The organism is Bordetella holmesii, from assembly GCF_020735985.1.
GTDB lineage: Bacteria > Pseudomonadota > Gammaproteobacteria > Burkholderiales > Burkholderiaceae_B > Bordetella > Bordetella holmesii.
On sequence record NZ_CP085973.1, the window covers coordinates 1,186,642 to 1,208,714 of the forward strand.

The following is a 22,073-nucleotide window of genomic DNA, read 5'->3' on the forward strand; positions in this document are numbered from 1 at the left end:
GTACTAATCACGGGGAGCAGGTCACCAGCGCCGCAGCCAGAAAGAGCAGTACCGTTACCACCAGCCCGAACACGGCGGTCCTGGAGGCGAAGAACTCGGCCGCATTGCGCCGCCAGGGCGATTCGCGCTTGAGCGCGGGAGCAAGCGTCTGAGTCATTGCGCGCCCTCCAGCCTGACTCGCGGGTCGAGCATCTTGTACAGAATGTCCACGATGAGATTGAGCATGACGAACAGGTACACCACGACCACCAGGTAGGAGACGATAACGGGGCGATCCAGTGCGTTGATGCTGTCCAGAATGAGTTTGCCGGCACCTGGCCAGGCGAAGATGCTTTCGGTCACCACCGCAAACGCAATGGTCGAGCCCAACTCCAACCCCAATACCGTGACCAGCGGGATCATGGTGTTGCGCAGGATGTGCATCACCACCACGCGCATGGGCGACAAGCCTTTGGCGCGTGCGAATTTGACGAATTCCTGGGGCAGGACTTCACGTACACCCGCCCGGGTCAGGCGAATGACGAGCGACATCTTGAAGAGCGACAGATTGATGGCAGGCAGCAGCAGATGCCGCAAGCCGTCTGCCGTCAGCCACGACCACTGTGCGCCGGCGACCTCCACCGTCTGGTCCCGGCCGCTGGCGGGCAGCCAGCCCAGGGAGACGCTAAACGCCATGATGAGCATCAGCCCGACCCAGAAGGTCGGCAGAGAAAACCCCACGATGCTGCCCGTCATGATGGCTTTGGAGACGGGATGCTCGGGGTACAGGCCGGCATACAGGCCTAGCGGCACTCCGATCAGCACCGCCAGAAACAGCGCGGCAAAAGCAAGCTCCAGCGTGGCTGGCATGCGTTGCAGAATGAGTTGCACGGCCGGAATGTTGTAGACAAAGCTGTTGCCCAGGTTGCCGTGCAGCGCGCCGTTCAAAAAGGCCAGGTATTGCCGCCACAGTGGCTGGTCCAGGCCCAGCTCGGCGATGATGCGGGCGCGATCGACTTGGTCGACGTCCTGGCCGATCAGGATGTCGACCGGGTTGCCAATCGCATGCAGGCCGACGAAGACGATGAGGGTCATCAGCAGCACGACCACCACCGCTTGGGCCAGGCGGCGCAAAAACCACAGTGTCATGAGCGGGCTCCTGGCGGCGGGGCCGCCGTCCACTCGTCGCCGAAGACTTCCGGCTCGGCATACGCCAGCATGTTGGCGAAGTGGTGCTCCACATCCTCGGCATAGAACTGCCCCGCGATGCCCTGCGCCAGCCGGCGCGCGCCCTCACTGACGGCGGGAATGTCTCCCGACACACTGCCGTGTGACAAGGCGGCTGAGTAGCAAAAGCAGTGCACGCGTTCCAGGCCTGGACAGGCGCCCGGTGACTTTTCCTGGAACTCGAAGACGGGGCCGAGATCGGGCGAGTCCTGCAGTTCCTGGTCTTCGGCACCCGGGGCCGGCTGATAGCGGTCGCCCCACAGACGAATATGCGGTGCGATGGCGGCGAATTCGGGGTGGGCCTGCCAGTCAAGCTTGAAGCCGGTGGAGAAAATGACGAAGTCCACCTCGAACACACCTTTGGGCGTGGTCAGATGTATACCGCTGACGTCGGCATGGACGTCGACAATGGGGCAGCCAAGGTTGAAGCGGGCGTTGGCATGCTGCGACACGCGCAAGGTGCTGCCGCGGGGTGGCGGCACCTGCTGCGTGTTGATGTAATGCCGGAAGCGCCACTTCCATTCGTCGGGCAGGGATAGATGGCCATGCGTCAGCCCGGGGTTGCCAGCGCCTTTGCCCTTGTTCACACGCGGGATGTCGTCACGGCGGATGAGCATATCCACGCTGACCGCACCGGCTTCGAGTGCGGTGGCGGCGCTATCCATGGCCGAGGCGCCCGCACCAATGACCGCGACACGCTTGCCAGCCAGCGTTTGGTAGTCCATGGCATCGGAAGAATGCGCCCAGCACGCGCGCGGCAGGCGCTGCGCGAAGGCGGGCAGTGCTGGCCCGCCCAACCCGTCACGGCCAGTCGCCACCACCACGTGGCGCGCCAGCATCTGCTGCACGCCTTGAGGGCTTTCTACGGCCAGCTCCACGACGCCATCGGGGCGCGGCAACACGGCGGCGACCCGGTGGTCGTTGCGTATGTCCAGCTCCAGCACGCGGCGGTACCAGCGCAGGTAGTCCATCCATTGCAGGCGCGGGATCTTGTCCAGCGCTTGCCAGGCGGTGGCACCATATTGGGCCTCGAACCATGCGCGGAAGGTCAGCGCGGGCAAGCCCAGCGCCGGGCCGGTCAGCTGCTTGGGTGAGCGCAGCGTCTGCATGCGGGCCGTGGTCGCCCAAGGCCCCTCGCAGCCCTGAGGCGAGCGGTCCAGGCAGACCGCGCGCACGCCATGTTGCTTGAGGGCAGCACAGGCGGCCATGCCGGCCATGCCGGCCCCAATGATCACCACCTCGAAAAGCGTGTGTCCCTCCGACTGGCGGGCAGGTACCCAGTCGCGGGCAGGTAGATCGAGCCAGGCCAGATCCTGACGTAGCCGTGCCTCCAGCTCGGTCAGGCCTAACGGTGGGTGGGCAATAGAAAAACTCATATCGGGTCCGTCGAAAAATCGTCTTTGCCGTGGATGCTGTGTAGCAATCCGGCGTGGGCGCTGGCCTCATGGCGGATAAAGCCGGGCAGCAGCGTGGCGGCGGTCTGCGCCAGCGCCTCGGCCATCGCCGCGACGGTCGGTGCGATGGGGGTGGACTGCGGCGTGACCACGCCGAAAAAGAATGGGATGTTCTGGTCAATGGCGCGTATGGCCACGCCCTGCACGGGCAGACCTAGCGCCGAGACGGGCTCGAGAATCGCCACGCCCAGCCCGGCGCGTACGGCGGCCAGGGCGTTCAACGAAGAATTGCTCTCGATCAGGCCGGCGGCAGCCTGGGCCAGTGCACGGTCCAGGCGTCCGCGCAAACGATAGGGGTTGGCCAGCGTAATGAAACGCCGTCCGGCCAGTGCCGCCACGGGCACGGTAGCGTGCTGCGCCAAGGGATCGACGTCGGGCAGCGCCACCACGCAGGCGGCCTGGCCTATCCAATGCACGTCCAACCCGCGGTGCTCCAACGGCAAACTGGTCAACCCCAGTTGCGCCGAACCCGTCAGTACGGCGTGCAGAACCTGTTCGGGCGAGACGCTGCGCACCTGCATGGCGCGCACGCCGTAATTGGCCTCGGCGCGCGCGATGGCGTGGGGCAGCAACCCAGCCGCCAGTGCGGAGGTCGCCGCCAGGCGCAAGGGCTGCTGCTTGCCCTGGGCGATGTCGTGTGCCCGCGTCTGGATATGTCGCAGGCTGGACAGCGCATGCGCCACATCTTCGTACAACAGGAAACCCTGTTCGGTTGGCGTGACGCGCGGCCCGCTGCGCAAAAACAGCGGGTAGCCGATTTCCGCCTCGAGCTCCTGGATGGAACGGGTGATGGAGGGTTGCGAGCGGCCCAGCAGCCGGCCTGCGGCAGTAATACTGCCGCTGCTCATGACAGCGGCAAAGGCCTCGAGTTGGCGTAATTCCATGACATTGCTTTTATGCTTTAAGCGAATTCTTACGCGCTTAGTATGCGCAATACAAATACTTAAAGGGCATAAGCAAATACCCGGGCTAGTAATAACCCGGGTATCGAGGGCCTGCGCCGAGCGCCACGCTCAATCGTCGTGGGATTCGTGCACGGCCACGGCGCCGCGCTTCCAGTAGCTCGCGGCTCGGATGCGGTTTTTGTCGATGCCGTGCTGCTCGACCATGCGGGTACGTACCGCCTTGGCGATGGCGGACTCGGCGGCCACCCACATATAGCCTTCTCCGGCGGGCAGTTGCAGCGCCGCGGCAGCGTCGGCCAGGCTCGGATCCCCCGCATCCCGCGCCAGCCAACGTACTTGCAGGCGGGCTGCCGACGTCAACGGCAATTGGTTGGTGTGCGAAGGGACTTCCATCAGGACCAGGGCTTGTGTGCTGGCAGGCAGCTCTTCAAGGCGGCGGGCAATGGCGGGCAGGGCGGTTTCGTCACCGATGAGCACATGCCAGTCAAACTCTGGGGGCACCACGAACGAGCCACGTGGCCCGCCGATGGCCAGTTGCTGGCCCACTTGCGCCTGAGCGGCCCAACTGCCGGCGGGGCCTTCTCCATGCAACACGAAGTCCAACACCAGTTCGCCGGTGTCGCGGTTGAAGTGGCGCGGCGTGTAATCGCGCGCGGCCGGCCGTGGTTGACCTTCGGCAAAGCGCACGCCATCCGTACCGACTTCCGGCAGCACCACGGCCTGGCCGGGCACGGAAGGAAAGAACACTTTGACGTGGTCATCAAACGAGGCGGAGACAAAATCATGCAGGTCTTCGCCCGAGAATGTGATGCGCGCCAGCAGGCCGGCAGCCAGATGTTCGACGCGGCTGACGGTGAGCTGCCGCAGTTTCAGGGTGTGGCGCACGCGCTCGACGTGCAGGTTGGGGCGGGTCATGGGAACTCCTTACGGAAATCGAATACGGGTCTATCGAGAACAGGGTGGGTGGTCGATCTCTTGGGCGGTACGCCGCAAGATGGCCGCGACGCGGCGCTGCTCGGCCGGGCTGGCTCCGCTTTTGAGCAACAGTGCCTGGCGCAGGGCCTGCCGCGCTTCGACGAACTCCGGCACCCATCCCGTAGCGAGATCTTCACCTTGCGGGCCCGTCTGCCGCGGTTCGGCGCTCCAGGCCTGGCGCATCCATTCCATTTTGCGGCCGATGTGACGCAACCTTTCGAGCAGGAGTTCTGCCTGTGCACGGTTGGCTGACAGATGCGCCAGGCCATCGGTGGTGAGGTGATAGCGCTTTTTGCTGCCTTGGGGTTCTACGGTCACCAGACCCAGTTCTTCGAGATAGGTGAGCGCGGGGTAGACCATGCCCGGACTGGGCGTGTAATAGGCTTTGCTCAGTGCGCCTATCGCCTTGATGAGCTCATAGCCATGGCTGGGGTTGAGCTCGAGCAGGGCAAGCAGGATGAGTTGCAGGTCTTCGGCGCTGACCTTGCGGCCTCGGGTCATGTCAGCCTCGCCGGGCTCGCCGCGGCCGGGTGCAGGGTGGCGCATAAGGGCCTCCTTCATTGGGTAAGGGCCAGAAAGCAGGATGATGCCATTAATATATCTTAAGATATATATCTTAAGATATACTGAACATGCTGAAGTGCTGCCAAAAAAAACACGCCTTGCGGCGTGTCGTCGTGCTCTCTGGTCGCTCAATCCCTGTCATGCAAGGCGAGCGCGTAGTCCACGATATCCGGTGGCCAACCTTGCATGCAGGCCACCAGCGCGGCGCGGTCGCCGGCATACAGGCCGCGAAGCGCCTCTTCATAGGCGGGCAGATTGCCCGCTACGGCGTGCAGAAAATGATAGGTGGCGTCCTGGCGTTCGCGCCGATCGCTGACACCCTTATCCCGCTTGCGGGCTTCTTCGACCAGCTTGCGCAGCGTCACCGACGCGCCGCCGGGTTGTTGCGCCAGCCAATCCCAGTGGCGCGGCAGGAGCGTGACCTCGCGGGCGACCACCCCCAAGCGCGGCCTGCCACGGCCTCGGCCAAACGCTGCGCCTTCTTGGGCCGGATCGGCCAGGGCGAGGGGGGCAAACGTGGCGCTGGTTGCGGTCAGCCGTGGATCCAGATCGATCTGGCGGCCGGTGTGATCGTTGAACACCAGCACCTGGCCTTTCGGCCTGTCGTGCAACGCCAGTGCCACCTCGGCCAAGCTGCCTTGTGCCACGCGGCGCATGCCATCAAACGCCGTGAACTGCTGCGTCATACATGTACCCGGGTAAAAATAGTTTCGCCAGTATGGGCAGGCCCGGGTGTGGATGTCAATAAAGCCCGGGTATAAATGTCGTGTTCGGACCACAAGCCCTGCCGGCAAGATCCGACGCTTGGCCCTTGACGTCTACACCACATTACGGGAAAAACCTAGGGCTAACACCTAGTCACGGTGGCTGATCGGCGTATAATCTTGCTTTGCGCCCGGAGTTCCCCATGCGTCTCGTCCAAAAAGCGCTCACCTTCGACGACGTGTTGTTGGTGCCTGCGTATTCCGAAGTGTTGCCGCGCGACACTTCGCTCAGCACCCGCCTTACCCGTAATATCACCCTCAATATTCCGCTTGTGTCTGCCGCCATGGACACCGTGACCGAGTCGCGCCTGGCCATCGCCATGGCGCAAGAGGGCGGGATAGGCATCATTCACAAGAATCTCAGCGCCGACGACCAGGCTCGCGAAGTCGCACGCGTCAAGCGCCACGAGTTCGGCATCGTGATCGATCCGGTCACGGTCACGCCCGACATGAAAGTGCGCGACGCCATCGCCTTGCAGCGCCAGCATGGCATCTCGGGCCTGCCCGTGGTCGAGGGCGGCAAACTGGTCGGCATCGTCACCAACCGTGATCTGCGCTTCGAAGACCGCCTGGATCAGCCGCTGCGCAACGTCATGACCCCGCGCGACCGCCTGGTCACCATGCATGAAGGCGCCACGCTGGACGAAGCCCAGACCCTGATGCACAAGCATCGCCTCGAGCGCGTGCTCATCGTCAACGATGGTTTCGAGCTGCGTGGCCTGGCGACGGTCAAGGACATCGTCAAAAATACTGAGCATCCCTATGCCTGCAAGGACGCCCAGGGCCAGTTGCGCGTGGGCGCGGCCGTCGGCGTGGGTGCCGGCACCGAAGAGCGTGTCGAAAAACTCGTGGCCGCCGGTGTCGACGTCATCATCGTCGATACCGCGCACGGACATTCGTCGGGCGTGATCGAGCGCGTGCGGTGGGTCAAGCAGAATTTCCCCAAGGTCGAAGTCATCGGCGGCAACATTGCCACTGCGGCTGCGGCGCTGGCATTGGTCGAGGCTGGCGCCGACGGCGTCAAAGTCGGTATCGGCCCTGGATCGATCTGCACCACCCGTATTGTGGCTGGCGTAGGCGTGCCGCAGATCACCGCCATCTCCGATGTGGCCAAGGCGCTCGAAGGCACCGGTGTGCCTCTTATCGCCGACGGTGGCATCCGGTACTCGGGTGACGTGGCCAAGGCCCTGGCAGCAGGCGCCTTTTCCTGCATGATGGGCGGCATGTTCGCCGGTACCGAAGAAGCGCCCGGCGAAGTCGTGCTCTTCCAGGGCCGTTCGTACAAGTCGTACCGCGGCATGGGCAGCCTGGGCGCCATGGCCGATGGCTCGGCCGACCGCTACTTCCAGGATCCGGCCAACAACGCCGACAAGCTCGTGCCCGAAGGCATCGAAGGCCGCGTGCCCTACAAAGGCAGCGTGCTGGCTATCATTTATCAGCTGGTCGGCGGCATCCGCGCCTCCATGGGGTATTGCGGTTGCGCCACCATCGACGACATGCGTACCAAAACGCACTTCGTCGAGATCACTTCGGCGGGTGTGCGTGAATCGCACGTCCACGACGTCCAGATCACCAAGGAGGCGCCTAACTATCGCGCCGACTGATCCCCGGATCGTCAACCCCGCAATGCATCGCGCACCGGCAGAACCCTGAAACGTTCTGGCCGGTGCGCTTTTATTTCCAACCGGCAGAGTCACCATGCATCAGCGCATCCTCATTCTCGACTACGGTTCGCAAGTCACCCAACTGATCGCCCGCCGCGTACGCGAAGCTGGCGTCTACTCTGAAATCCACCCCGGCGACGTGGACGACGCCTTCGTGCGCGAACAGGCTGCCCAGGGGCTCAAAGGCATCATCCTGTCCGGCAGCCACGCATCGGCCTACGAAGAAGGTTCCATGCGCGTGCCGGCCTCGGTCTTCGAGCAGGGCCTGCCCGTATTGGGCATCTGCTATGGCATGCAAGCCATGGCGCAGCAACTCGGCGGCAAAGTCAGCTTCAGCGACCACCGCGAATTCGGCTATGCCGAAGTCTCCGCGCACGGCAGCACCAAGTTGCTGGCGGGCCTGGCCGATTTCCAGGACGACGCCGGCCAGGACCGCTTCAAAGTCTGGATGAGCCACGGCGACAAAGTCACCGAACTGCCACCGGGCTTTAGCCTCATGGCCTCCACGCCGTCCTGCCCCATCGCCGGCATGGCCGACGAAGCGCGCGGCTATTACGCAGTGCAGTTCCACCCCGAAGTCACCCACACCGTCCAAGGCAAGGCCATGATTTCGCGCTTCGTGCGCGAAATCTGCGGCTGCGAAGGTGACTGGAACATGCCCGACTACATCTCCGAAGCCGTCGCGCGCATTCGCGAACAAGTCGGCAGCGATGAAGTCATCCTCGGCCTGTCCGGCGGCGTCGACTCGTCCGTGGCGGCCGCGCTCATCCATCGTGCCATCGGTGACAAACTCACCTGCGTGTTTGTCGACCACGGCTTGCTGCGCCTGAACGAAGGCCAGCAAGTCATGCAGACCTTCGCCGACAACATGGGCGTGAAAATCATTCACGTCGATGCCACCGACCAGTTCATGGGCAAACTGGCCGGCGTTGCCGACCCCGAAGCCAAGCGCAAAATCATCGGCCGCGAGTTCGTCGAAGTCTTCCAGGTCGAAGCCGGCAAGCTCAAAGGCGCCAAATGGCTGGCTCAGGGAACCATCTACCCTGACGTCATCGAATCGGCGGGTGCCAAGACCGGCAAAGCCGCTGCGATCAAATCGCATCACAACGTCGGCGGTCTGCCGGATACCCTCAACCTGCAACTGCTCGAGCCCCTGCGCGAACTCTTCAAAGACGAAGTGCGTGAGCTGGGCGTCGCTCTCGGCCTGCCGCCGCAGATGGTCTACCGCCATCCCTTCCCCGGCCCGGGCCTGGGCGTGCGTATCCTGGGCGAAGTCAAACACGAGTACGCCGAACTCCTGCGCCGCGCCGATGCCATCTTCATCGAAGAATTGCGCAACACCAAAGACCCGGCCAGCGACCTGAGCTGGTACGACCTGACCTCCCAGGCCTTCGCCGTCTTCCTGCCGGTCAAATCCGTAGGCGTCATGGGCGACGGCCGCACCTACGAATACGTAGTTGCCCTGCGCGCGGTGCAAACCTTCGATTTCATGACCGCCGACTGGGCACCCCTGCCGCACCCGCTGCTGGCCCGTGTCTCATCACGCATCATCAACGAAGTCCGCGGCATCAACCGTGTGGTGTACGACGTGTCCAGCAAACCGCCGGCGACGATCGAGTGGGAATGACGGAGCGTCTTTCGGGGGCTATCGCCAGGTATCGGTAGGGGTGACTTAACTTGTTGATTTTAAAAGTATAAGTTGCGTTTTCTATCGGTGGCTATCGCCGGCCAGCAGAACGGGTCGGCGACAGAACTGACGGTACGCCCCCGGAGGTCGGATCCAGACCTTCCTGTTTACTATTTAGACCGAACCGGTCTTTGACGGTAAAAAAACTCCTGAGGAAAGCTTATTTCATGCGGCTTTCCGAGCATCAACGGGTCTCCAGGTCCCTGACGGTAAAAGCCGTCACGAACAGGAGGAACACCCTCAATGCTCACCGACACAGCACTGCGCAATCTCAAGCCTAAGTCCAAGATTTATAAGGTTTTTGACCGCGATGGCATGTACGTGGCGGTATCGACCGCCGGTACCATCACCTTCCGCTACGACTACCGTCTCAACGGGCGCCGCGAGACGCTGACCCTCGGACGGTACGGGCCGGCCGGTATGTCGCTGGCCATGGAGCGAGAGCGGCTGCTCGACGCCAAGCGCTCGGTCGATCAGGGCCTTTCCCCGGCGCTGGAGAAGCAGCGGGCCAAGCGGAGGCTGACGGCCGCCAAGACCTTCGGCCAGATGACGGAACGCTGGCTGGCCGATGCCCGCATGGCCGACAGCACGCGGGCGATGCGCAAGCACATCATCGACCGTGACATCCTGCCGGTCTTCCAGAACCGGAAGCTGAAGGAAGTCACCCCCGACGACCTGCGGGCGCTGTACAACAAGGTAAAGGCGCGCGGCGCACCGGCCACGGCCATCCACGTCCGCGACATCGTAAAGCAGGTCTATGCCTTCGCCATCCTGCATGGCGAGCGGCTTACCAACCCGGCCGACGACGTGAAGGCGGCTTCGATCGCGACCTTCGTTCCCAAGGACCGGGCGCTTTCGCCAGCCGAGATCCGGTTGGCCTTCCACCAACTGGAGACTATCGCGGCTTATCCGACCATCCGGTTGGCCTTGCGCCTGATCCTGCTGACGATGGTGCGCAAGAGCGAACTGGTCGAGGCGACCTGGAGCGAGGTGGATTTCGAGAACGCCACCTGGACGATTCCGAAGGTGCGGATGAAGGGGCGCACGCCGCACGTGGTCTACCTGTCGCGGCAGGCGATGGACATCTTCGTAGCCTTGCACACCTGCGCAGCGGGCTCACGGTTCGTTTTGCCGTCGCGCTATGACCCCGACCGGTGCATGTCCCATGCAACGCTCAACCGGGTGACCCAGCTCATTGGTTCACGCGCGAAGGAAGCCGAGTTGCCGTTGGAGCCTTTCACGGTGCACGACCTGCGGCGCACCGCGTCCACGCTGCTCAACGAGGTGGGCTTCAACGCAGACTGGATCGAGAAGTGCCTGGCGCACGAAGAAGACAGCGGACGTCGCGGTCGGTCTACAACAAGGCCGAGTACGCCGGGCCGCGGCGGCACATGCTCCAGGAGTGGGCCGACATGGTGGAGGCGTGGATCGATGGGCGCACGCATGTGCCGAAGCTGGTGCCGGAGGACGTGACCGTGCCGGTCCTGAGTCCTACGGTCTGATGTTTTAAATCTGTGATTTGGGGACATGGTGAGGCGCTCATGTCATCAAGAACGACATGAGCACCTTAGGTGTCGCTATTTCGATGAAATAAGAACATGACTCGTTGACGTGTCGCCAGCAGCGACATAAGCTGAGAACGTGTCGTCAAAATGGTATTTTTGCATCATGAATGATATTGCACTTGCCTGGCATCCAGAGCAGCCTCACAACCAACTACCAGCGCTCCCCCCGGCGCAGGAACTGGAGACCCGGCCCGTGCTCAAGGCCTGTATCGAGGCCCGTGCCGCGTTGGCCGAACTCAAGCAGGCGGCCGAGTTGATTCCCAACCAGGCGATGCTGATCAATACCATTCCGTTGCTGGAGGCCAAGGACAGCTCGGAAATCGAGAACATCGTCACCACCACCGACCAACTGTTCCAGTACGCGCAGGGCCACGACAACGCCGATCCTGCCACCAAGGAGGCGCTGCGTTACCGCACTGCGCTGCACCAAGGCTTTCAGTCGCTCAAGGCGCGACCGTTGTGTACCACCACCGCCGTGGATGTCTGCCGCACCCTCAAGGGGGTGGACATGGACATCCGCCACACCCCGGGCACGCAACTCGCCAACGACCGCACGGGGGAGGTGGTCTACACCCCGCCCGAAGGCGAGGCCCGCTTGCGTGACATGCTGGCCAACTGGGAGCGCTTCCTGCACAACCAGGTCGACCTGGATCCGCTGATCCGCATGGCCGTGGGCCACTACCAGTTCGAGGCCATCCACCCATTCACCGACGGCAACGGCCGTACCGGCCGCGTGATCAATATCCTCTACCTTATCCAGGAAGAGCTGCTGAATCTGCCTATCCTGTATCTCAGTCGCCATGTGATTGCCCACAAGGCCGACTACTACCGCCTGCTGCTCAGTGTGACGCGAGATGGCGCCTGGGAACCCTGGCTGCTGTTCATGCTGCAGGCCGTCGCCGATACGTCCAAATGGACCACAGGGAAGATCGCGGCCATTCGCGGGCTGGCCGAACACACCACCGAGTACGTGCGCACACGCCTGCCCAAGATCTACACCCGCGAATTGGTGGATGTCATCTTTGAACAGCCCTATTGCCGCATCGGCAACCTGGTGGAAAAAGGAATTGCCCAACGCCAGGCTGCCTCGCGCTACCTGCACGACTTGGCCAGCCTAGGTGTGCTGCGCGAAATGCAGGTTGGCAAGGAAAAGCTCTTCATACATCCCAAGCTGATGCAATTGATTAGCCGCGACAACAACGACTTCCAGCCTTACGCCTGAAGTGCCGGGAATGGCTTCGGGCGGGTAGCCTCGGGTTTGCATTTTTCCAAAGAAGATCACTCTGGATGATCCTTTCCCTGAATTTTCAAACTTATCGTCCTTGGTGGTGGTTTATAAATATGATATTTTGAGCACTATGGATGCTCAAAATTCAGGAAAATTGAACCGTTTGCTGGCCGAACTGGGCGATACGCGCCTGGTGTCCAGCCGCTGGCTGCGCGCGCATGACTACTCCAACAGTCTGGTCGCGCGCTATGTCGGCAGCGGCTGGCTGGTGTCGCCGGCGCGCGGCGTGTACATGCGCGCGGGCGGGCGGCTGCAATGGGATGGGGTGGTCCGCAGCCTGCAGGTCGGGGAGGGCATGCCACTGCATGTCGGGGGACGCTTTGCTCTGGCTCTGCAAGGGCACGAGCACTACTTGCGTTTGGGCGATGCCGGGACGATCACGCTTTACGGGCCAGCAGCTCCGCCGGGCTGGGTCGGCAAACTATCCATGGAGCAGCGCGTCGAGTACCAGGGCAAAGGGCCGTTCGATCTGCCGGCCGTGTCCTTCACGGCGGAAGTCTCCGAGACGGCGCTATCCAAGGTGGGTCTGGCCTGGCATCCCGCTACGCCTGGTGTCGATGCCCTGGTGTGCTCGACGCCCGAGCGGGCCATGCTGGAGTTGTGCGATGGCGTATCGAGTGCGGCAGGGGTCTATGAGGCCGATGCGCTGATGCAGGCCATGACCACGCTGCGCCCGCAGCGCGTCGGCTTGCTGCTGCGTCACTACCGCAGCATCAAGGCCAAGCGGCTGTTCCTGGCGCTGGCCGATCGCCATCGGCATGCGTGGCTGGCGCATGCGCCGTTGGATGGCGTCGATCTGGGCCGGGGCAAGCGTGCGCTGGTGCCCGGCGGGCGCCTGCATCCGGCCTACCAGATCACCTTGCCAGGAGACCTCGATGAGCACCTGGCTTGATCGGTGGGATCGGCGCTACACCGACCGTGTGCGGCTGCTGGTCGAGATCCTGCCGGTGCTGGCCCAGGAGCCGCGCTTCGCGCTCAAGGGCGGCACCGCCATCAACCTGTTCGAGCATGACCTGCCGCGCCTGTCGGTGGACATCGACCTGGCCTGGCTGCCGGTGCACGACTATGCCGAGGATGCGAAGCTGATCGCCGAAGCACTCGGACGACTGGGCGACGCGATGCGCGCCCGGCCTTTGCAATTGCAGGTGCAAGCTTCAGCGGGCGAAGGCGGGGCGGTCACCCGGCTGGTAGCCAGTCGCGGCCGCGCGCGGGTGCAGATCGAGACGACGCCGGTCATGCGCGGTGCGGTGCATCCGGTGCGGACCATGGTCGTGCGCCCGAAGGTGGAGGAGGCGTTCGGCTTCGCCGAAGTGCAGGTGCTGGATTTCGCGGACCTGTATGCAGGAACGCTGGCGGCGGCATTGTCGCGGCAGCATCCGCGCGATCTGTTCGACGTGGGCATGCTGCTGGAGGATGCGCGGGCGGATGTAGGTCTCTGGCGAACCTTTCTCGTGTACCTGACGTGCAGCCCCAAGCCGGCGTGGGAGATACTGGCGCCTCGCGTACCTGCGGATTTTGAGGCCACCTTCGAGGCTCATTTCAAGGGCATGACGTCTGAGCCCATTGAAGCGGCGGCCTTGCTGGAGAGTCGCAAACGTCTGTTGGCGCGCGTGGCGCATTGGCTGGACGAGCCGTCGTGCGCCTTTCTGCAATCGGTCGAGGATGAGCAGCCGAATTTCGGGTTGATCGGCCTTGCCCATGCGGCCGATCTGCCGGGGGTGCGGCGCAAGCTGTACAACCTGGCACAACGCACGGCCGCCAAACGCGCGGCGGATCTTGGTCAGTTGGCGGACGTGCTGGCGCGCATCAAGGCGCGCTGACGCAGCGGGTAATACAAAGGCGATCGGGTGATCGCGATGGCTCACGATTTCACACTGATATATGCGTTGAGTCCTGAGTTGGATTTGCAGGATGAGGTCCTGAGCCGGCTGGCCAGCAGCGATTGTGCCGACGCCACGGTGAGCTGGGGTTAGCCTGGGCACGTTGCGCTGGCCTTCAGCCGGGAGGCAATGGGCCGCGATGCTGCGGTCGCGCTTGCCTCGGCTCAGATGGCACAGGTGCTGCCCGGGGCAGAACTGGTCAGGGTGGATGCCGGGTAGTCGCCGTGGACGCTAGACGGCGATTTCATCGAACAGGGTGATGCCGACGCAGCCTCACGTCCGGGCCGGGCGATATGTCGGTCTCTGCTGATCGCGAGGCTTGCTTGCGGCCTTCGATCCAGGCCTCGACTTCTTCCAGATCCCAGACCACGCAGCGCGGCGTCAGCTGGAAGCGCCGGGGAAACTCATCGCGTTGCTCCATCTCGTAGATGGTGATTTCAGCCAAGGGCGCGATCTGATGCAGTCCGCGGCGGCGGATCGTGCGGCGAAAAGGCAGCGGCGAGCCCTTCGGGAACAGCGGAAGCTCAGCGTACTGCTCGGTGCCGGGGAGGGAAGCAGTGGGTTGTGCAGAGGTGCTGAGCGGTTCTGAGTCGGAAGCCACCGTCCAGATTCCATGTGTTCGCAACGAACGTCATGGTGGCTATCGGTGGCGATTGCGACAACGTGCTGGGTAATTCCCCCATTTTTAGCGATCGCTTATGCGGCGGGTTTCTCACCGTGGCAGCAGCCGGCCCGCCCGCAGGCAGTAGTCATCATAGGCGGAGCCGAATTCGGCGCGCATCATGGCTTCTTCGCTCGGGACGCGGATCAGCCACATGGCCGCGAAGGCCGGTATGACCAGGGCTCCGGCAATCCAGTTATGGATCAGCAGGGGCTGGGTCAGGGCAGCGATCCAGATCGCTGCATACATGGGGTGGCGAATACGCCGGTAGACGCCTGCCGTAATGAGTTGATGCTCCTGGCGCACTTCCAGTCCGGGGCTCCAATTGCGGCCCAGATCGGCGTGGCTGCGCCAAAAGAGCCAGAGACAAGGCAGTTGGAGCAGGGCGCCCGTCCATGTTGCCCAGGATGGCAGGCGGTAATCCGCAAATCCGAAGGCACCTGTGGCCAGTTGCAGTAGCGGCAGAACCATCATCGTGATGAACATGCCCGATAGCAGCAGGCGTTCGTCCAGACCTTTGCGAGCACCGACGATGACGTTGGCACGATTGCGAATGCTGTGCGGCGTTCGAATCGCAAACATGGCAACGAAGCAGGCCAGCCAGACCAGCGCGCCCCAGCCGCTGGCGCGCCAGCGCAGGGCATAGGCGAGGAGGGCGGCGGCGATCAGCAACACGCACGCTGGCGATAAAACGATAGCCAACGGTGAGTTATTGAGACCGCGACGCGGTGTGGCGGCGCCGGGGCGGGATGGCAACTGGCGGGCAGGCATCGTGTTCTATGCTCATTAATGAGAATAAGTCTCATGAGTATATGTCCTGTGCGCGACTTTGGGGTCCTCGGGGGTGTTACGACATTTTTTCGTCCTGCGCGTCGCTCACGCGCTGTGGGCGTAATCAGAGGCCTGGCCACATGCCGCCATCGAGACGCAGGTTAGCGCCTGTGATGTAAGCCGCCCGCGGACTCACCAGAAAGGCAATGGCGTCGGTGATTTCTTCGAGAGTGCCGACGCGGCCCATGGGGATCGGTGCAAAGACGGGGAGCATGGCGCGCTCGATGTCTGGCCACGGTGCATCGGCGTCCATGCCGCGCTCGGCGGCTGCCTGACGGAAGGCCCGGTCGAGGCTCTCACTATGGATGGTGCCAGGCGATAGGGTGTTTACGGTGATGCCTTCGCTGGCCACGGTCTTGGCGAGCGACGCTGTCATGGCATGCATGGCGGCCTTGGCTGCTGAGTAGTCCGGCCGGCTCGCCGCAGGCATTAGTGCCGCCATGCTCGAAATGTTGACGATTCTGCCCCAGCGCGCGGCCCGCATGCCAGGCAGGAGGGCAGAGATAGCCCGCACGGCGGCCAGCACGTTTCTGTCAAAACTTGCGGCCCAGGAGTCGGTTCGCGTGTCTGTCCAGTCTTCAGGTTGGCCGGATCCGCCCGCGTTGTTCACCAGGATGTCTACGCCCAGGCTCTTGGCCTGATCGAGCAGGTGCGCGGTTTGATTCTCATCTGTCAGGTCGCCTGTGACGCCATGCGCCTGCCCGCCTTGGGCGAGGATGTCTTGCACCACGCTGGCAGTCCGTGATGGGTTGCGGCCATGGATGATGACGGTCGCGCCTTCACGCGCCAGGCCACGGGCCACCGCTTCGCCGATACCCCGGCTGCTGCCGGTGACAAGGGCCACCTTGCCAGTTAATTTCAAGTCCATGAGTCATCTCGTGTTAGCGTCGTTGTTTGATTAAAGGACAGGATCATGGGCGAGGCAATTACGCACTTTAAAGTGCCTGTGACTCCCGAAGAACGTGCCGCCTGCCTGGGTGTGGATGGCTCGGTCGCGCAGGTGACGCGGGCGTTGCGCATGCTGAGCGGTCGTTGGAAGCTGCCGATTCTGTTTCGGCTGTTCGCCGAGCCTTCGTGGCGGACGGCACATCTGTTGCGCGACATGCCGGGGCTCTCAGCCAAGATGTTGACCCAACATCTGCGTCAGCTCGAGCGCGACGGGCTGGTGGCCCGACGCGATTTCGGGTCGCAACCGCCGCATGTGGAGTATTCGCTTACCGATGCCGGGCGGGCGCTTATGCCCGTGCTGATGGCGCTGCGGGAGTTTGCACGCCGCCAGGCATGATCAAGAGGCACATGACCGTCGTGACGTCCGGGGCCGGCCCGCAAGAGCGGGCCTGTTATGGGCCCCGCCTTCAGCCGGCCAGACTGCGCACGGTTCCTGATACCCGGATGCTGCCGCCTGTTTCCGGTGAGATCTCGGCATGCAGGTAACTGGGCATGCCCATGTCTTCGCCCTGAATGATGTCGATGGCGCCACCATGCGGCCATTGTTGATCGCGCAGATAGCCGCCTAAGGCTGCGGCGGCAGCCCCCGTGGCTGGATCCTCGTAGACACCGCCCGAGGCGAAGGGGTTGCGTGCGTGGAAGCGTTGCGCGGTTTCGGCGTAGACGATGGCAATGGTAGCAAAGCCTTGAGCGAGCATGAGTTGCCGGCCGGCGGATTGGTCATAGCGCATGCCGGTCAGGCGCTGACGGTTGTTGAGGGCCAGGATGAGGTGGTGTGCGCCGCCCTGCGCCAGGGCGGGAGGTAGTCGCGGGTCCAGGTCGTCATGGGTGTAGCCAAAGAGTTGAAGGCTGGCTTCGATGAGCTCTGCCTCTGCGGGCTGGCTGCGGGTCGGCGGCGATTGCAGGGCGACCTGGAGTTGGCCGTCGTGCCGGTGGGCTTGCACGCTGATCAAGGCGTCGTTGATTTGCAGGGCGTAGCGGCCTTCTCCGTGGCGCGCGGCCAACGCGGCGCCCAGGGCAATCGTAGCGTGGCCGCAGAAGGGAATTTCGATTTCGGGAGCGAAGTAGCGGACCCGCCAAACGCCGGCTTCGGGCGCGGCGAACGCGGTCTCGGAATAGCCGACGTCGGCCGCGATGGCCTGCATCGTGGCGGCGTCAGGCAGGTGTTCGCTGATGACGACGCCAGCGGGGTTGCCACCCGTGTCGCCTGCGGCGAAAGCCGACAGGCGCTGCACCGAATAACCGTGGATGCGTTCTTGGGCAGTGGGCTGGAAGGAGGAGGTCTGCATGGCGGTCCAGGGGATGAGGTCCGCCATTTGTACTGCGTCGAGCCTTGGTTGGGCAACCGGGTGCGCTCAGTGGCAGCGTTCAGAATTGATAGGTCATGCCCAGCATGGGGCCGCGCTGCACGACGTCGTAGACGAAGCCGTCATGGCGGTAGTCCACGCCCAGGGCGCGGTAGCCCAGGGCCACGGAGATGTGCTTGCTTGCCTGGTAGCCAACCGCTCCCATGAGGTCCCAGTCGAGCTTGGCCGCACCACCGCCGACCAGGGCCCAGCCAGTGAGGTAAGTCCGGTCGGTGAGGTGGTAGCTGCCTTTGACGCCGCCGACGGCGTCGACCCAGGTGGCGCTGCCGCTTTTGCGGCGGCCGTCGAGGTAGCCGCCTTCGATGGACAGCCGGGTGCTTACCGACCAGAGGCGGGCGCCGGCGATGACATCGAGATTGCCGTTGGCGCCTTGCAGCAGGCTGTATCCGCCGCCAACCATGGTGGAAAAGGTCTCCGAGGTGACATCGATGTTTTTGCGCAAGATGCCGTTGCCGTTATGGTCGGTGACCGAGGTCTTTGCATAGAGCAGGTCGCCGACGATGCTGTAGCGGCCTTTTCTGGCATCAAAGGCACCCATGATGGCGATGTCGAGGTTATCCCAGATATCGCCGAAGCTGGATTTGATGTCAGCGGCCGGTAGCGGAGCTTGTCCTGACGTGCCGCTGATGCCCGAGGCCCAGGCATAGGGGCTGAAGGAGAACGTCCAGCCAGCGTCGGCGGCAGCAGCTTGCTGGCCGGCCAGTACGGCGCCAGGCAGTACTGTGGTCAGGAGGGAGAGAAGGCGGCTAAAGCGCATGGTTCAAGGGGTTCCGGATAAGGCAGCGGTTTCGCTGCTGCACTCCATGGCGGGGTGCTGGGCGGTGGCCGCGATGACCTCTTTGCGGGCCAGTTCGAGATCAGCGAGGAAAGTCGGGTCGGCGTGCAGACGGGCCACCGTGGCCGCGCCCATTATGCGTCCGGCGTCGACGTCGCTTTGCCAGTGCGCGTTGCAGATGACCCGGCTCTGGCCGAAGGAAATCCCGCGGCTCAGCAAGGTATTGGCGCGCTGGGGATGGATTTCGGCCAGCACCAGCGCCCAGGCCCAACCAGCAGCCGTATGGCCGGAAGGGTAGGAGCCGTCATTGCGCAGCAGCGCTTCCTGGTCGGGCCGGCACGTGCCTTCGTTGTGTATGACAAAGGGCCGCGTGCGCTGGTACTTATCTTTTACGCCGTAGGTGGACAGACCCGCGTCGGTAAGAATGCGTTGCATGAGGGTGTAGAGATGTGGCGTGGTTGTCGCGTCTATCTGCAGGCCCATGGCGCAGGAGAAGTTCTTGGCGGGCTGAGGAAAACTCAGGTCGGCATCCGTGCGTGCGAGTTCCCAGCGGGCCGTGCCGCGCAGGGGCAGCGTGGCTTGCCCGGCTTGTTCGTCGCGAGCCAGCGACGGGCTGCCGACCGTGGGCGGCGGCCCCAGCAATTGAAGGCTATCGGGCAGGTTTGTCTGCTTGAGATAGCCGGGGGCAAGCTGGAAGTGGGGGTCGCTGACGGCTGGCGGCAGGGCGCTGTCCTTGTCGGCTGCGAAGGCGTGCGCGGCGAATCCTGCACTCAGGCAGATAAGCAGGGAATATCGAAGACGTGATGGCATGGTCGCGAAATGACTACTAGGAAGCGCGTCGAGCGGGGCAGCCAACGCTGTGAGGGTGTCTGCACCGGTGTGCAGAGGCAGATGGGCGGGTTGCCCAGACCGCGCGTGCAGAGGCTACAAAGAAACTTCCGTCACGGCTTGCCATTTGGTGCCAAAGTCGCTTTCGGGGGGCAGTCCTTGGCCTGACGGAGGAATCGCGAGGGGGCCTGCCCAGTCCAGCGCTTGAAGGCACGGGTAAAGTGTGCGGGGTCGCTGTAGCCCACCATGTAGGCGATTTCGGTGGCGGAATAGCGGCGCAGCTGCATCAGCCGTAGCGCTTCGCTGCGGCGGGTTTCGTCGCGCAGTTCCTCGAAGTCGACGCCGCTGCTTTTGAGGCGCCGCTGCAAGGTGCGCGGAGAAAGCCCGATGTGCCTGGCCACGGACTGCAACTTGATGTCTTGCTGATCGGCAATGTGGTCGATGAGCAGGCCGGCAGTGCGGATGGTGGATTGCAGAGCTTCGGTCACTTTGCGTGCTTCGTCCCGGTATCCCTGTAGCGGGATATCCAGGAGGTCGCGGTCGAACTCGATCATGTCGAACTCGGCACCAGTTTCGATATTGGGCCCGAGGCTTTCCTCCAGCGCTTCGTCGCCCGGGGAGCGGGCGGCTTTCAGGTGCACACGCACGGCAGCAGGCGCGCCGGCCAGCAGGGCCACCTTGCGCAGCACTGCCAGGGTGCCGAGCGTGAACTGTTGCGGGTCTTCTTCAAGGGGGGCGGTGAAGCGATGGATAAGCCGCGTCGTGCGGCCCTCGGTCACGATACGGATGTCTCCGCCTTGATGCAGCATCGCTGCCCGCGTGGCTGCCATGGCGCAGGCTTGCGCCACATTGGCCGAACTCAAGACATGTTTTCCCCAGGGGCCCAGGGCGCGCAACTCCATCAGACGACCCACATGAGCGCCGCCAAAGGGATCCTGCGCGATCGCGGCCATCTGGTTGGCGATGCGAAAGCACAGTGTGCGCGGCAACCAGATATCGGGGGTCTGAAAAATATTGGGAGAAATGCCGGCGCGTTGAAAAAATTCCAGCGGCGAGATGCCCCGGCTTGCCAGATAGGGGGCGATCTGCAAAAAGCTGCGCAGCAGGATGGCGGGCTGGACGCTGGGCATGAGGCGGGCAGGGGTGCGAGGGCTGCGGGATCCCGGGCGGTGGCAGATGCGCGGGGGAGATCCCGGCCCCGGCATCGCAGAGGCGTAGACGCAAGCAGCAGGCGATGGGGGCGCGTGCCGCCCGGATGCGCGCGGGACAAAGCGCCGGGCTCCTGGCGGTCGTTGGGCCCGAAGCCTGGAGTTCGTGATCCATGGCCCATGGCTTCTGTCTGGTCTTGCACTCTGCGGCGCTAGTGTAAGCCGACAGGGCGGCGCAAGGTTAGTGGTTTACGCGTCTGGCAGCTTGCCTTTCGGCGTCAACCTGAAGCGGTTGTGGCTTTGGCGCCAAGTACGGTTTGGTTTTGTTGACAGCGGCATGGCCGGTCTCAATACTTGCGCCGCGTCGCCGTATGCGACGAGACAACCAAGCAGATCAGAGGTGTTTCATGCGGGTGGCAAGTCATGTTGGAGTGGTGAGTGTGCGCCGCGTGCTGGCGCGTGTGTCGTTGTCCGCCCTGATGGCGCTGGTGGTGTTTGTGCAGGGTGCCGTGGCGATGGCAGCCGACAACGGCCAGCAGCTGCGTGCTCAGGCCGCGCAGGCCTTGCAGCATCTGTACGTCAAGGTGCCCGGCAGCGCCGAGCTGGGAGAGAAGGCCGAGGCCGTCCTGGTGTTTCCCAAGATATACAAGGCCGGTTTCGTGGTCGGAGGCGAGCACGGCAAGGGCGTGCTGTTCAAGGGTAAGGAAGTGGTGGGCTACTACGACATCTCCGCGATGTCCGTCGGTCTGCAAGCCGGCGCGCAGATGTTTTCCTACGCACTGTTCTTCATGAATCGCACGTCGTTGGACTATCTGGCCAAAAGTGATGGCTGGGCACTGGGTAGCGGACCGAGTGTGGTGCTGTGGGATAAGTCGTTTGCGTCCAGTGTTTCGACGACCACTCTCTCTCAGGATGTTTTTGCCGTGCCTTTCGGGGGCCAGGGCTTGATGGCGGGTATGGGTCTGGAGGGGTCGAAGATCTCGCGGGCAAGCCCGTGATGCCGCAGGCAGCCGGGGGCGTCAGGCGGCCGTGCTCTTTCTGGGCAAGAAAAATGCTGTCGTGTCTACGCCTTCTAGGGCGAGCAGGCGTAGTTTTCTGTGCAGACCGCCCGCATATCCCGTCAGGCTGCCACTGCTGCCCACGACGCGGTGGCACGGGATGATGATGGAGATCGGGTTGTGGCCAACGGCGCCGCCCACGGCCTGGCCGGCGACAGGCCGATTGCCGGTCTGCTCTGCAATCTGCCGCGCGATGGCGCCATAGGTGGTGGTCTGGCCATAAGGAATCTCGCGCAGCGCCTGCCAGACGCATTGCCGAAACGGCGTTCCCTGAGGAGCGAGGTCAAGATCGGCGAGCGCAGGCTTTGCACCGCGAAAGTAGGCGTCAAGCCAATGTTCGACACGTTTGAACTCCGCCCGGTCCGGGGCGGGCGTCAAGGGAGCACGGATCGAGCCTCCATGGTACTTCTGGCCCGCGATCCACAAGCCTGTCAGATGGTGGCCATCACTGGTCAGAAGCAGCGGACCCAGTGGAGAAAGGTAGTCGTGGCTGTACATCATCGCG

The 22,073-nt window shown here is 63.5% G+C and carries 22 protein-coding genes and 2 pseudogenes; 9 read left to right on the forward strand and 15 right to left on the reverse strand.

Annotated features, from left to right (window positions below; genetic code table 11):
* Positions 1-25 precede the first annotated feature (25 nt).
* The 7 genes and pseudogenes from LK440_RS05615 to LK440_RS05645 form a co-directional block, all read right to left on the reverse strand.
* A pseudogene (locus tag LK440_RS05615) lies at positions 26-157 on the reverse strand (ABC transporter permease); the annotation flags it as partial.
* Positions 154-1,128 carry an ABC transporter permease gene (locus LK440_RS05620; protein WP_005014392.1) on the reverse strand — a complete coding sequence of 325 codons (975 nt, stop codon included), beginning with the start codon at positions 1,126-1,128 and terminating at the stop codon, positions 154-156. The gene LK440_RS05620 and the pseudogene LK440_RS05615, both read right to left, overlap by 4 nt.
* A complete protein-coding gene (locus LK440_RS05625; RefSeq protein ID WP_005014388.1) occupies positions 1,125-2,582 on the reverse strand; it encodes a flavin-containing monooxygenase in 1,458 nt (485 codons plus the stop codon). Before LK440_RS05625 ends, LK440_RS05620 begins: the two co-directional genes overlap by 4 nt.
* A complete protein-coding gene (locus tag LK440_RS05630) occupies positions 2,579-3,544 on the reverse strand; it encodes a LysR family transcriptional regulator (RefSeq protein ID WP_005014385.1) in 966 nt (321 codons plus the stop codon). Before LK440_RS05630 ends, LK440_RS05625 begins: the two co-directional genes overlap by 4 nt.
* Positions 3,545-3,673: 129 nt before the next feature.
* Positions 3,674-4,480, reverse strand: a complete 807-nt coding sequence (locus LK440_RS05635) for a siderophore-interacting protein (protein WP_005014383.1) — start codon at positions 4,478-4,480, stop codon at positions 3,674-3,676.
* 30 nt (positions 4,481-4,510) lie between these two features.
* Entirely contained in the window at positions 4,511-5,086 is a 576-nt protein-coding gene (locus LK440_RS05640) for a PadR family transcriptional regulator (protein WP_005014381.1), read from the reverse strand.
* 146 nt (positions 5,087-5,232) lie between these two features.
* A complete protein-coding gene (locus tag LK440_RS05645) occupies positions 5,233-5,790 on the reverse strand; it encodes a DUF2239 family protein (protein WP_005014378.1) in 558 nt (185 codons plus the stop codon).
* A 221-nt stretch (positions 5,791-6,011) separates the two neighbouring features.
* Between LK440_RS05645 and guaB the strand changes: the two genes are divergently transcribed.
* From guaB to LK440_RS05680, 7 genes and pseudogenes are all read left to right on the forward strand, one after another.
* Entirely contained in the window at positions 6,012-7,472 is a 1,461-nt protein-coding gene (guaB, locus tag LK440_RS05650; protein ID WP_005014377.1) for an IMP dehydrogenase, read from the forward strand.
* 94 nt (positions 7,473-7,566) lie between these two features.
* Complete coding sequence (gene guaA / locus LK440_RS05655) at positions 7,567-9,159, forward strand: glutamine-hydrolyzing GMP synthase (protein WP_005014375.1); 1,593 nt, start codon at positions 7,567-7,569, stop codon at positions 9,157-9,159.
* A 303-nt stretch (positions 9,160-9,462) separates the two neighbouring features.
* Positions 9,463-10,721, forward strand: a pseudogene (locus LK440_RS05660) (tyrosine-type recombinase/integrase).
* A 166-nt stretch (positions 10,722-10,887) separates the two neighbouring features.
* Positions 10,888-12,006: a protein adenylyltransferase Fic gene (fic, locus tag LK440_RS05665; RefSeq protein ID WP_005014373.1), complete on the forward strand. Its 1,119-nt coding sequence runs from the start codon at positions 10,888-10,890 to the stop codon at positions 12,004-12,006.
* Between the two features lie 136 nt (positions 12,007-12,142).
* Positions 12,143-12,964: a type IV toxin-antitoxin system AbiEi family antitoxin domain-containing protein gene (locus tag LK440_RS05670; RefSeq protein ID WP_017685523.1), complete on the forward strand. Its 822-nt coding sequence runs from the start codon at positions 12,143-12,145 to the stop codon at positions 12,962-12,964.
* Positions 12,948-13,892 carry a nucleotidyl transferase AbiEii/AbiGii toxin family protein gene (locus LK440_RS05675; RefSeq protein WP_005014368.1) on the forward strand — a complete coding sequence of 315 codons (945 nt, stop codon included), beginning with the start codon at positions 12,948-12,950 and terminating at the stop codon, positions 13,890-13,892. The genes LK440_RS05670 and LK440_RS05675 overlap by 17 nt, the downstream gene beginning before the upstream one ends.
* Positions 13,893-13,928: 36 nt before the next feature.
* Complete coding sequence (locus LK440_RS05680; RefSeq protein ID WP_005014366.1) at positions 13,929-14,045, forward strand: hypothetical protein; 117 nt, start codon at positions 13,929-13,931, stop codon at positions 14,043-14,045.
* A gap of 151 nt (positions 14,046-14,196) precedes the next feature.
* Here the strand turns inward: LK440_RS05680 and LK440_RS05685 are convergent, their stop codons facing one another.
* The 3 genes from LK440_RS05685 to LK440_RS05695 all read right to left on the reverse strand — a co-directional run bounded on the left by LK440_RS05685 (position 14,197) and on the right by LK440_RS05695 (position 16,312).
* Positions 14,197-14,553: a helix-turn-helix transcriptional regulator gene (locus LK440_RS05685; protein ID WP_005014365.1), complete on the reverse strand. Its 357-nt coding sequence runs from the start codon at positions 14,551-14,553 to the stop codon at positions 14,197-14,199.
* Between the two features lie 111 nt (positions 14,554-14,664).
* A complete protein-coding gene (locus tag LK440_RS05690) occupies positions 14,665-15,288 on the reverse strand; it encodes a protein-S-isoprenylcysteine O-methyltransferase (protein ID WP_005014363.1) in 624 nt (207 codons plus the stop codon).
* A gap of 220 nt (positions 15,289-15,508) precedes the next feature.
* The gene (locus LK440_RS05695) at positions 15,509-16,312 is read right to left on the reverse strand and encodes an SDR family NAD(P)-dependent oxidoreductase (protein WP_005014361.1); all 804 of its coding nucleotides are present in this window, start codon (positions 16,310-16,312) and stop codon (positions 15,509-15,511) included.
* A 45-nt stretch (positions 16,313-16,357) separates the two neighbouring features.
* On the opposite strand from LK440_RS05695, the gene LK440_RS05700 reads away from it, so the two are divergent.
* Positions 16,358-16,729, forward strand: coding sequence for a winged helix-turn-helix transcriptional regulator (locus tag LK440_RS05700; protein WP_005014359.1), 372 nt, complete (start codon positions 16,358-16,360; stop codon positions 16,727-16,729).
* 70 nt (positions 16,730-16,799) lie between these two features.
* Here the strand turns inward: LK440_RS05700 and LK440_RS05705 are convergent, their stop codons facing one another.
* The 4 genes from LK440_RS05705 to LK440_RS05720 all read right to left on the reverse strand — a co-directional run bounded on the left by LK440_RS05705 (position 16,800) and on the right by LK440_RS05720 (position 20,492).
* Complete coding sequence (locus LK440_RS05705) at positions 16,800-17,681, reverse strand: PhzF family phenazine biosynthesis protein (protein WP_032826802.1); 882 nt, start codon at positions 17,679-17,681, stop codon at positions 16,800-16,802.
* Positions 17,682-17,760: 79 nt separating this feature from the next.
* A complete protein-coding gene (locus LK440_RS05710) occupies positions 17,761-18,516 on the reverse strand; it encodes a hypothetical protein (RefSeq protein ID WP_005014354.1) in 756 nt (251 codons plus the stop codon).
* Positions 18,517-18,519: 3 nt separating this feature from the next.
* On the reverse strand, positions 18,520-19,344 hold the full coding sequence (locus LK440_RS05715) for an acid phosphatase (protein ID WP_005014353.1): 825 nt from the start codon (positions 19,342-19,344) through the stop codon (positions 18,520-18,522).
* A gap of 131 nt (positions 19,345-19,475) precedes the next feature.
* Positions 19,476-20,492, reverse strand: a complete 1,017-nt coding sequence (locus LK440_RS05720) for an AraC family transcriptional regulator (RefSeq protein WP_005019619.1) — start codon at positions 20,490-20,492, stop codon at positions 19,476-19,478.
* A gap of 425 nt (positions 20,493-20,917) precedes the next feature.
* On the opposite strand from LK440_RS05720, the gene LK440_RS05725 reads away from it, so the two are divergent.
* Positions 20,918-21,508 carry a lipid-binding SYLF domain-containing protein gene (locus LK440_RS05725; RefSeq protein WP_005014351.1) on the forward strand — a complete coding sequence of 197 codons (591 nt, stop codon included), beginning with the start codon at positions 20,918-20,920 and terminating at the stop codon, positions 21,506-21,508.
* Between the two features lie 21 nt (positions 21,509-21,529).
* On the opposite strand, the gene LK440_RS05730 is transcribed toward LK440_RS05725, so the two are convergent.
* The gene (locus LK440_RS05730; RefSeq protein ID WP_005014350.1) at positions 21,530-22,069 is read right to left on the reverse strand and encodes a methylated-DNA--[protein]-cysteine S-methyltransferase; all 540 of its coding nucleotides are present in this window, start codon (positions 22,067-22,069) and stop codon (positions 21,530-21,532) included.
* Positions 22,070-22,073: the final 4 nt, after the last annotated feature.

What these genes read in the sequence shown, in the direction of transcription:
- fic (WP_005014373.1), top strand. Translation starts at nt 10,888, where the DNA reads ATGAATGATATTGCACTTGCCTGGCATCCAGAGCAGCCTCACAACCAA.
- LK440_RS05700 (WP_005014359.1), top strand. Translation starts at nt 16,358, where the DNA reads ATGGGCGAGGCAATTACGCACTTTAAAGTGCCTGTGACTCCCGAAGAA.
- LK440_RS05645 (WP_005014378.1), bottom strand. Translation starts at nt 5,790, where the DNA reads ATGACGCAGCAGTTCACGGCGTTTGATGGCATGCGCCGCGTGGCACAA.
- LK440_RS05720 (WP_005019619.1), bottom strand. Translation starts at nt 20,492, where the DNA reads ATGCCCAGCGTCCAGCCCGCCATCCTGCTGCGCAGCTTTTTGCAGATC.
- guaB (WP_005014377.1), top strand. Translation starts at nt 6,012, where the DNA reads ATGCGTCTCGTCCAAAAAGCGCTCACCTTCGACGACGTGTTGTTGGTG.
- LK440_RS05675 (WP_005014368.1), top strand. Translation starts at nt 12,948, where the DNA reads ATGAGCACCTGGCTTGATCGGTGGGATCGGCGCTACACCGACCGTGTG.
- LK440_RS05730 (WP_005014350.1), bottom strand. Translation starts at nt 22,069, where the DNA reads ATGATGTACAGCCACGACTACCTTTCTCCACTGGGTCCGCTGCTTCTG.
- LK440_RS05670 (WP_017685523.1), top strand. Translation starts at nt 12,143, where the DNA reads ATGGATGCTCAAAATTCAGGAAAATTGAACCGTTTGCTGGCCGAACTG.
- LK440_RS05620 (WP_005014392.1), bottom strand. Translation starts at nt 1,128, where the DNA reads ATGACACTGTGGTTTTTGCGCCGCCTGGCCCAAGCGGTGGTGGTCGTG.
- LK440_RS05680 (WP_005014366.1), top strand. Translation starts at nt 13,929, where the DNA reads ATGGCTCACGATTTCACACTGATATATGCGTTGAGTCCTGAGTTGGAT.
- guaA (WP_005014375.1), top strand. Translation starts at nt 7,567, where the DNA reads ATGCATCAGCGCATCCTCATTCTCGACTACGGTTCGCAAGTCACCCAA.
- LK440_RS05635 (WP_005014383.1), bottom strand. Translation starts at nt 4,480, where the DNA reads ATGACCCGCCCCAACCTGCACGTCGAGCGCGTGCGCCACACCCTGAAA.
- LK440_RS05725 (WP_005014351.1), top strand. Translation starts at nt 20,918, where the DNA reads ATGCGGGTGGCAAGTCATGTTGGAGTGGTGAGTGTGCGCCGCGTGCTG.
- LK440_RS05710 (WP_005014354.1), bottom strand. Translation starts at nt 18,516, where the DNA reads ATGCGCTTTAGCCGCCTTCTCTCCCTCCTGACCACAGTACTGCCTGGC.
- LK440_RS05640 (WP_005014381.1), bottom strand. Translation starts at nt 5,086, where the DNA reads ATGCGCCACCCTGCACCCGGCCGCGGCGAGCCCGGCGAGGCTGACATG.
- LK440_RS05715 (WP_005014353.1), bottom strand. Translation starts at nt 19,344, where the DNA reads ATGCCATCACGTCTTCGATATTCCCTGCTTATCTGCCTGAGTGCAGGA.
- LK440_RS05630 (WP_005014385.1), bottom strand. Translation starts at nt 3,544, where the DNA reads ATGGAATTACGCCAACTCGAGGCCTTTGCCGCTGTCATGAGCAGCGGC.
- LK440_RS05625 (WP_005014388.1), bottom strand. Translation starts at nt 2,582, where the DNA reads ATGAGTTTTTCTATTGCCCACCCACCGTTAGGCCTGACCGAGCTGGAG.
- LK440_RS05705 (WP_032826802.1), bottom strand. Translation starts at nt 17,681, where the DNA reads ATGCAGACCTCCTCCTTCCAGCCCACTGCCCAAGAACGCATCCACGGT.
- LK440_RS05695 (WP_005014361.1), bottom strand. Translation starts at nt 16,312, where the DNA reads ATGGACTTGAAATTAACTGGCAAGGTGGCCCTTGTCACCGGCAGCAGC.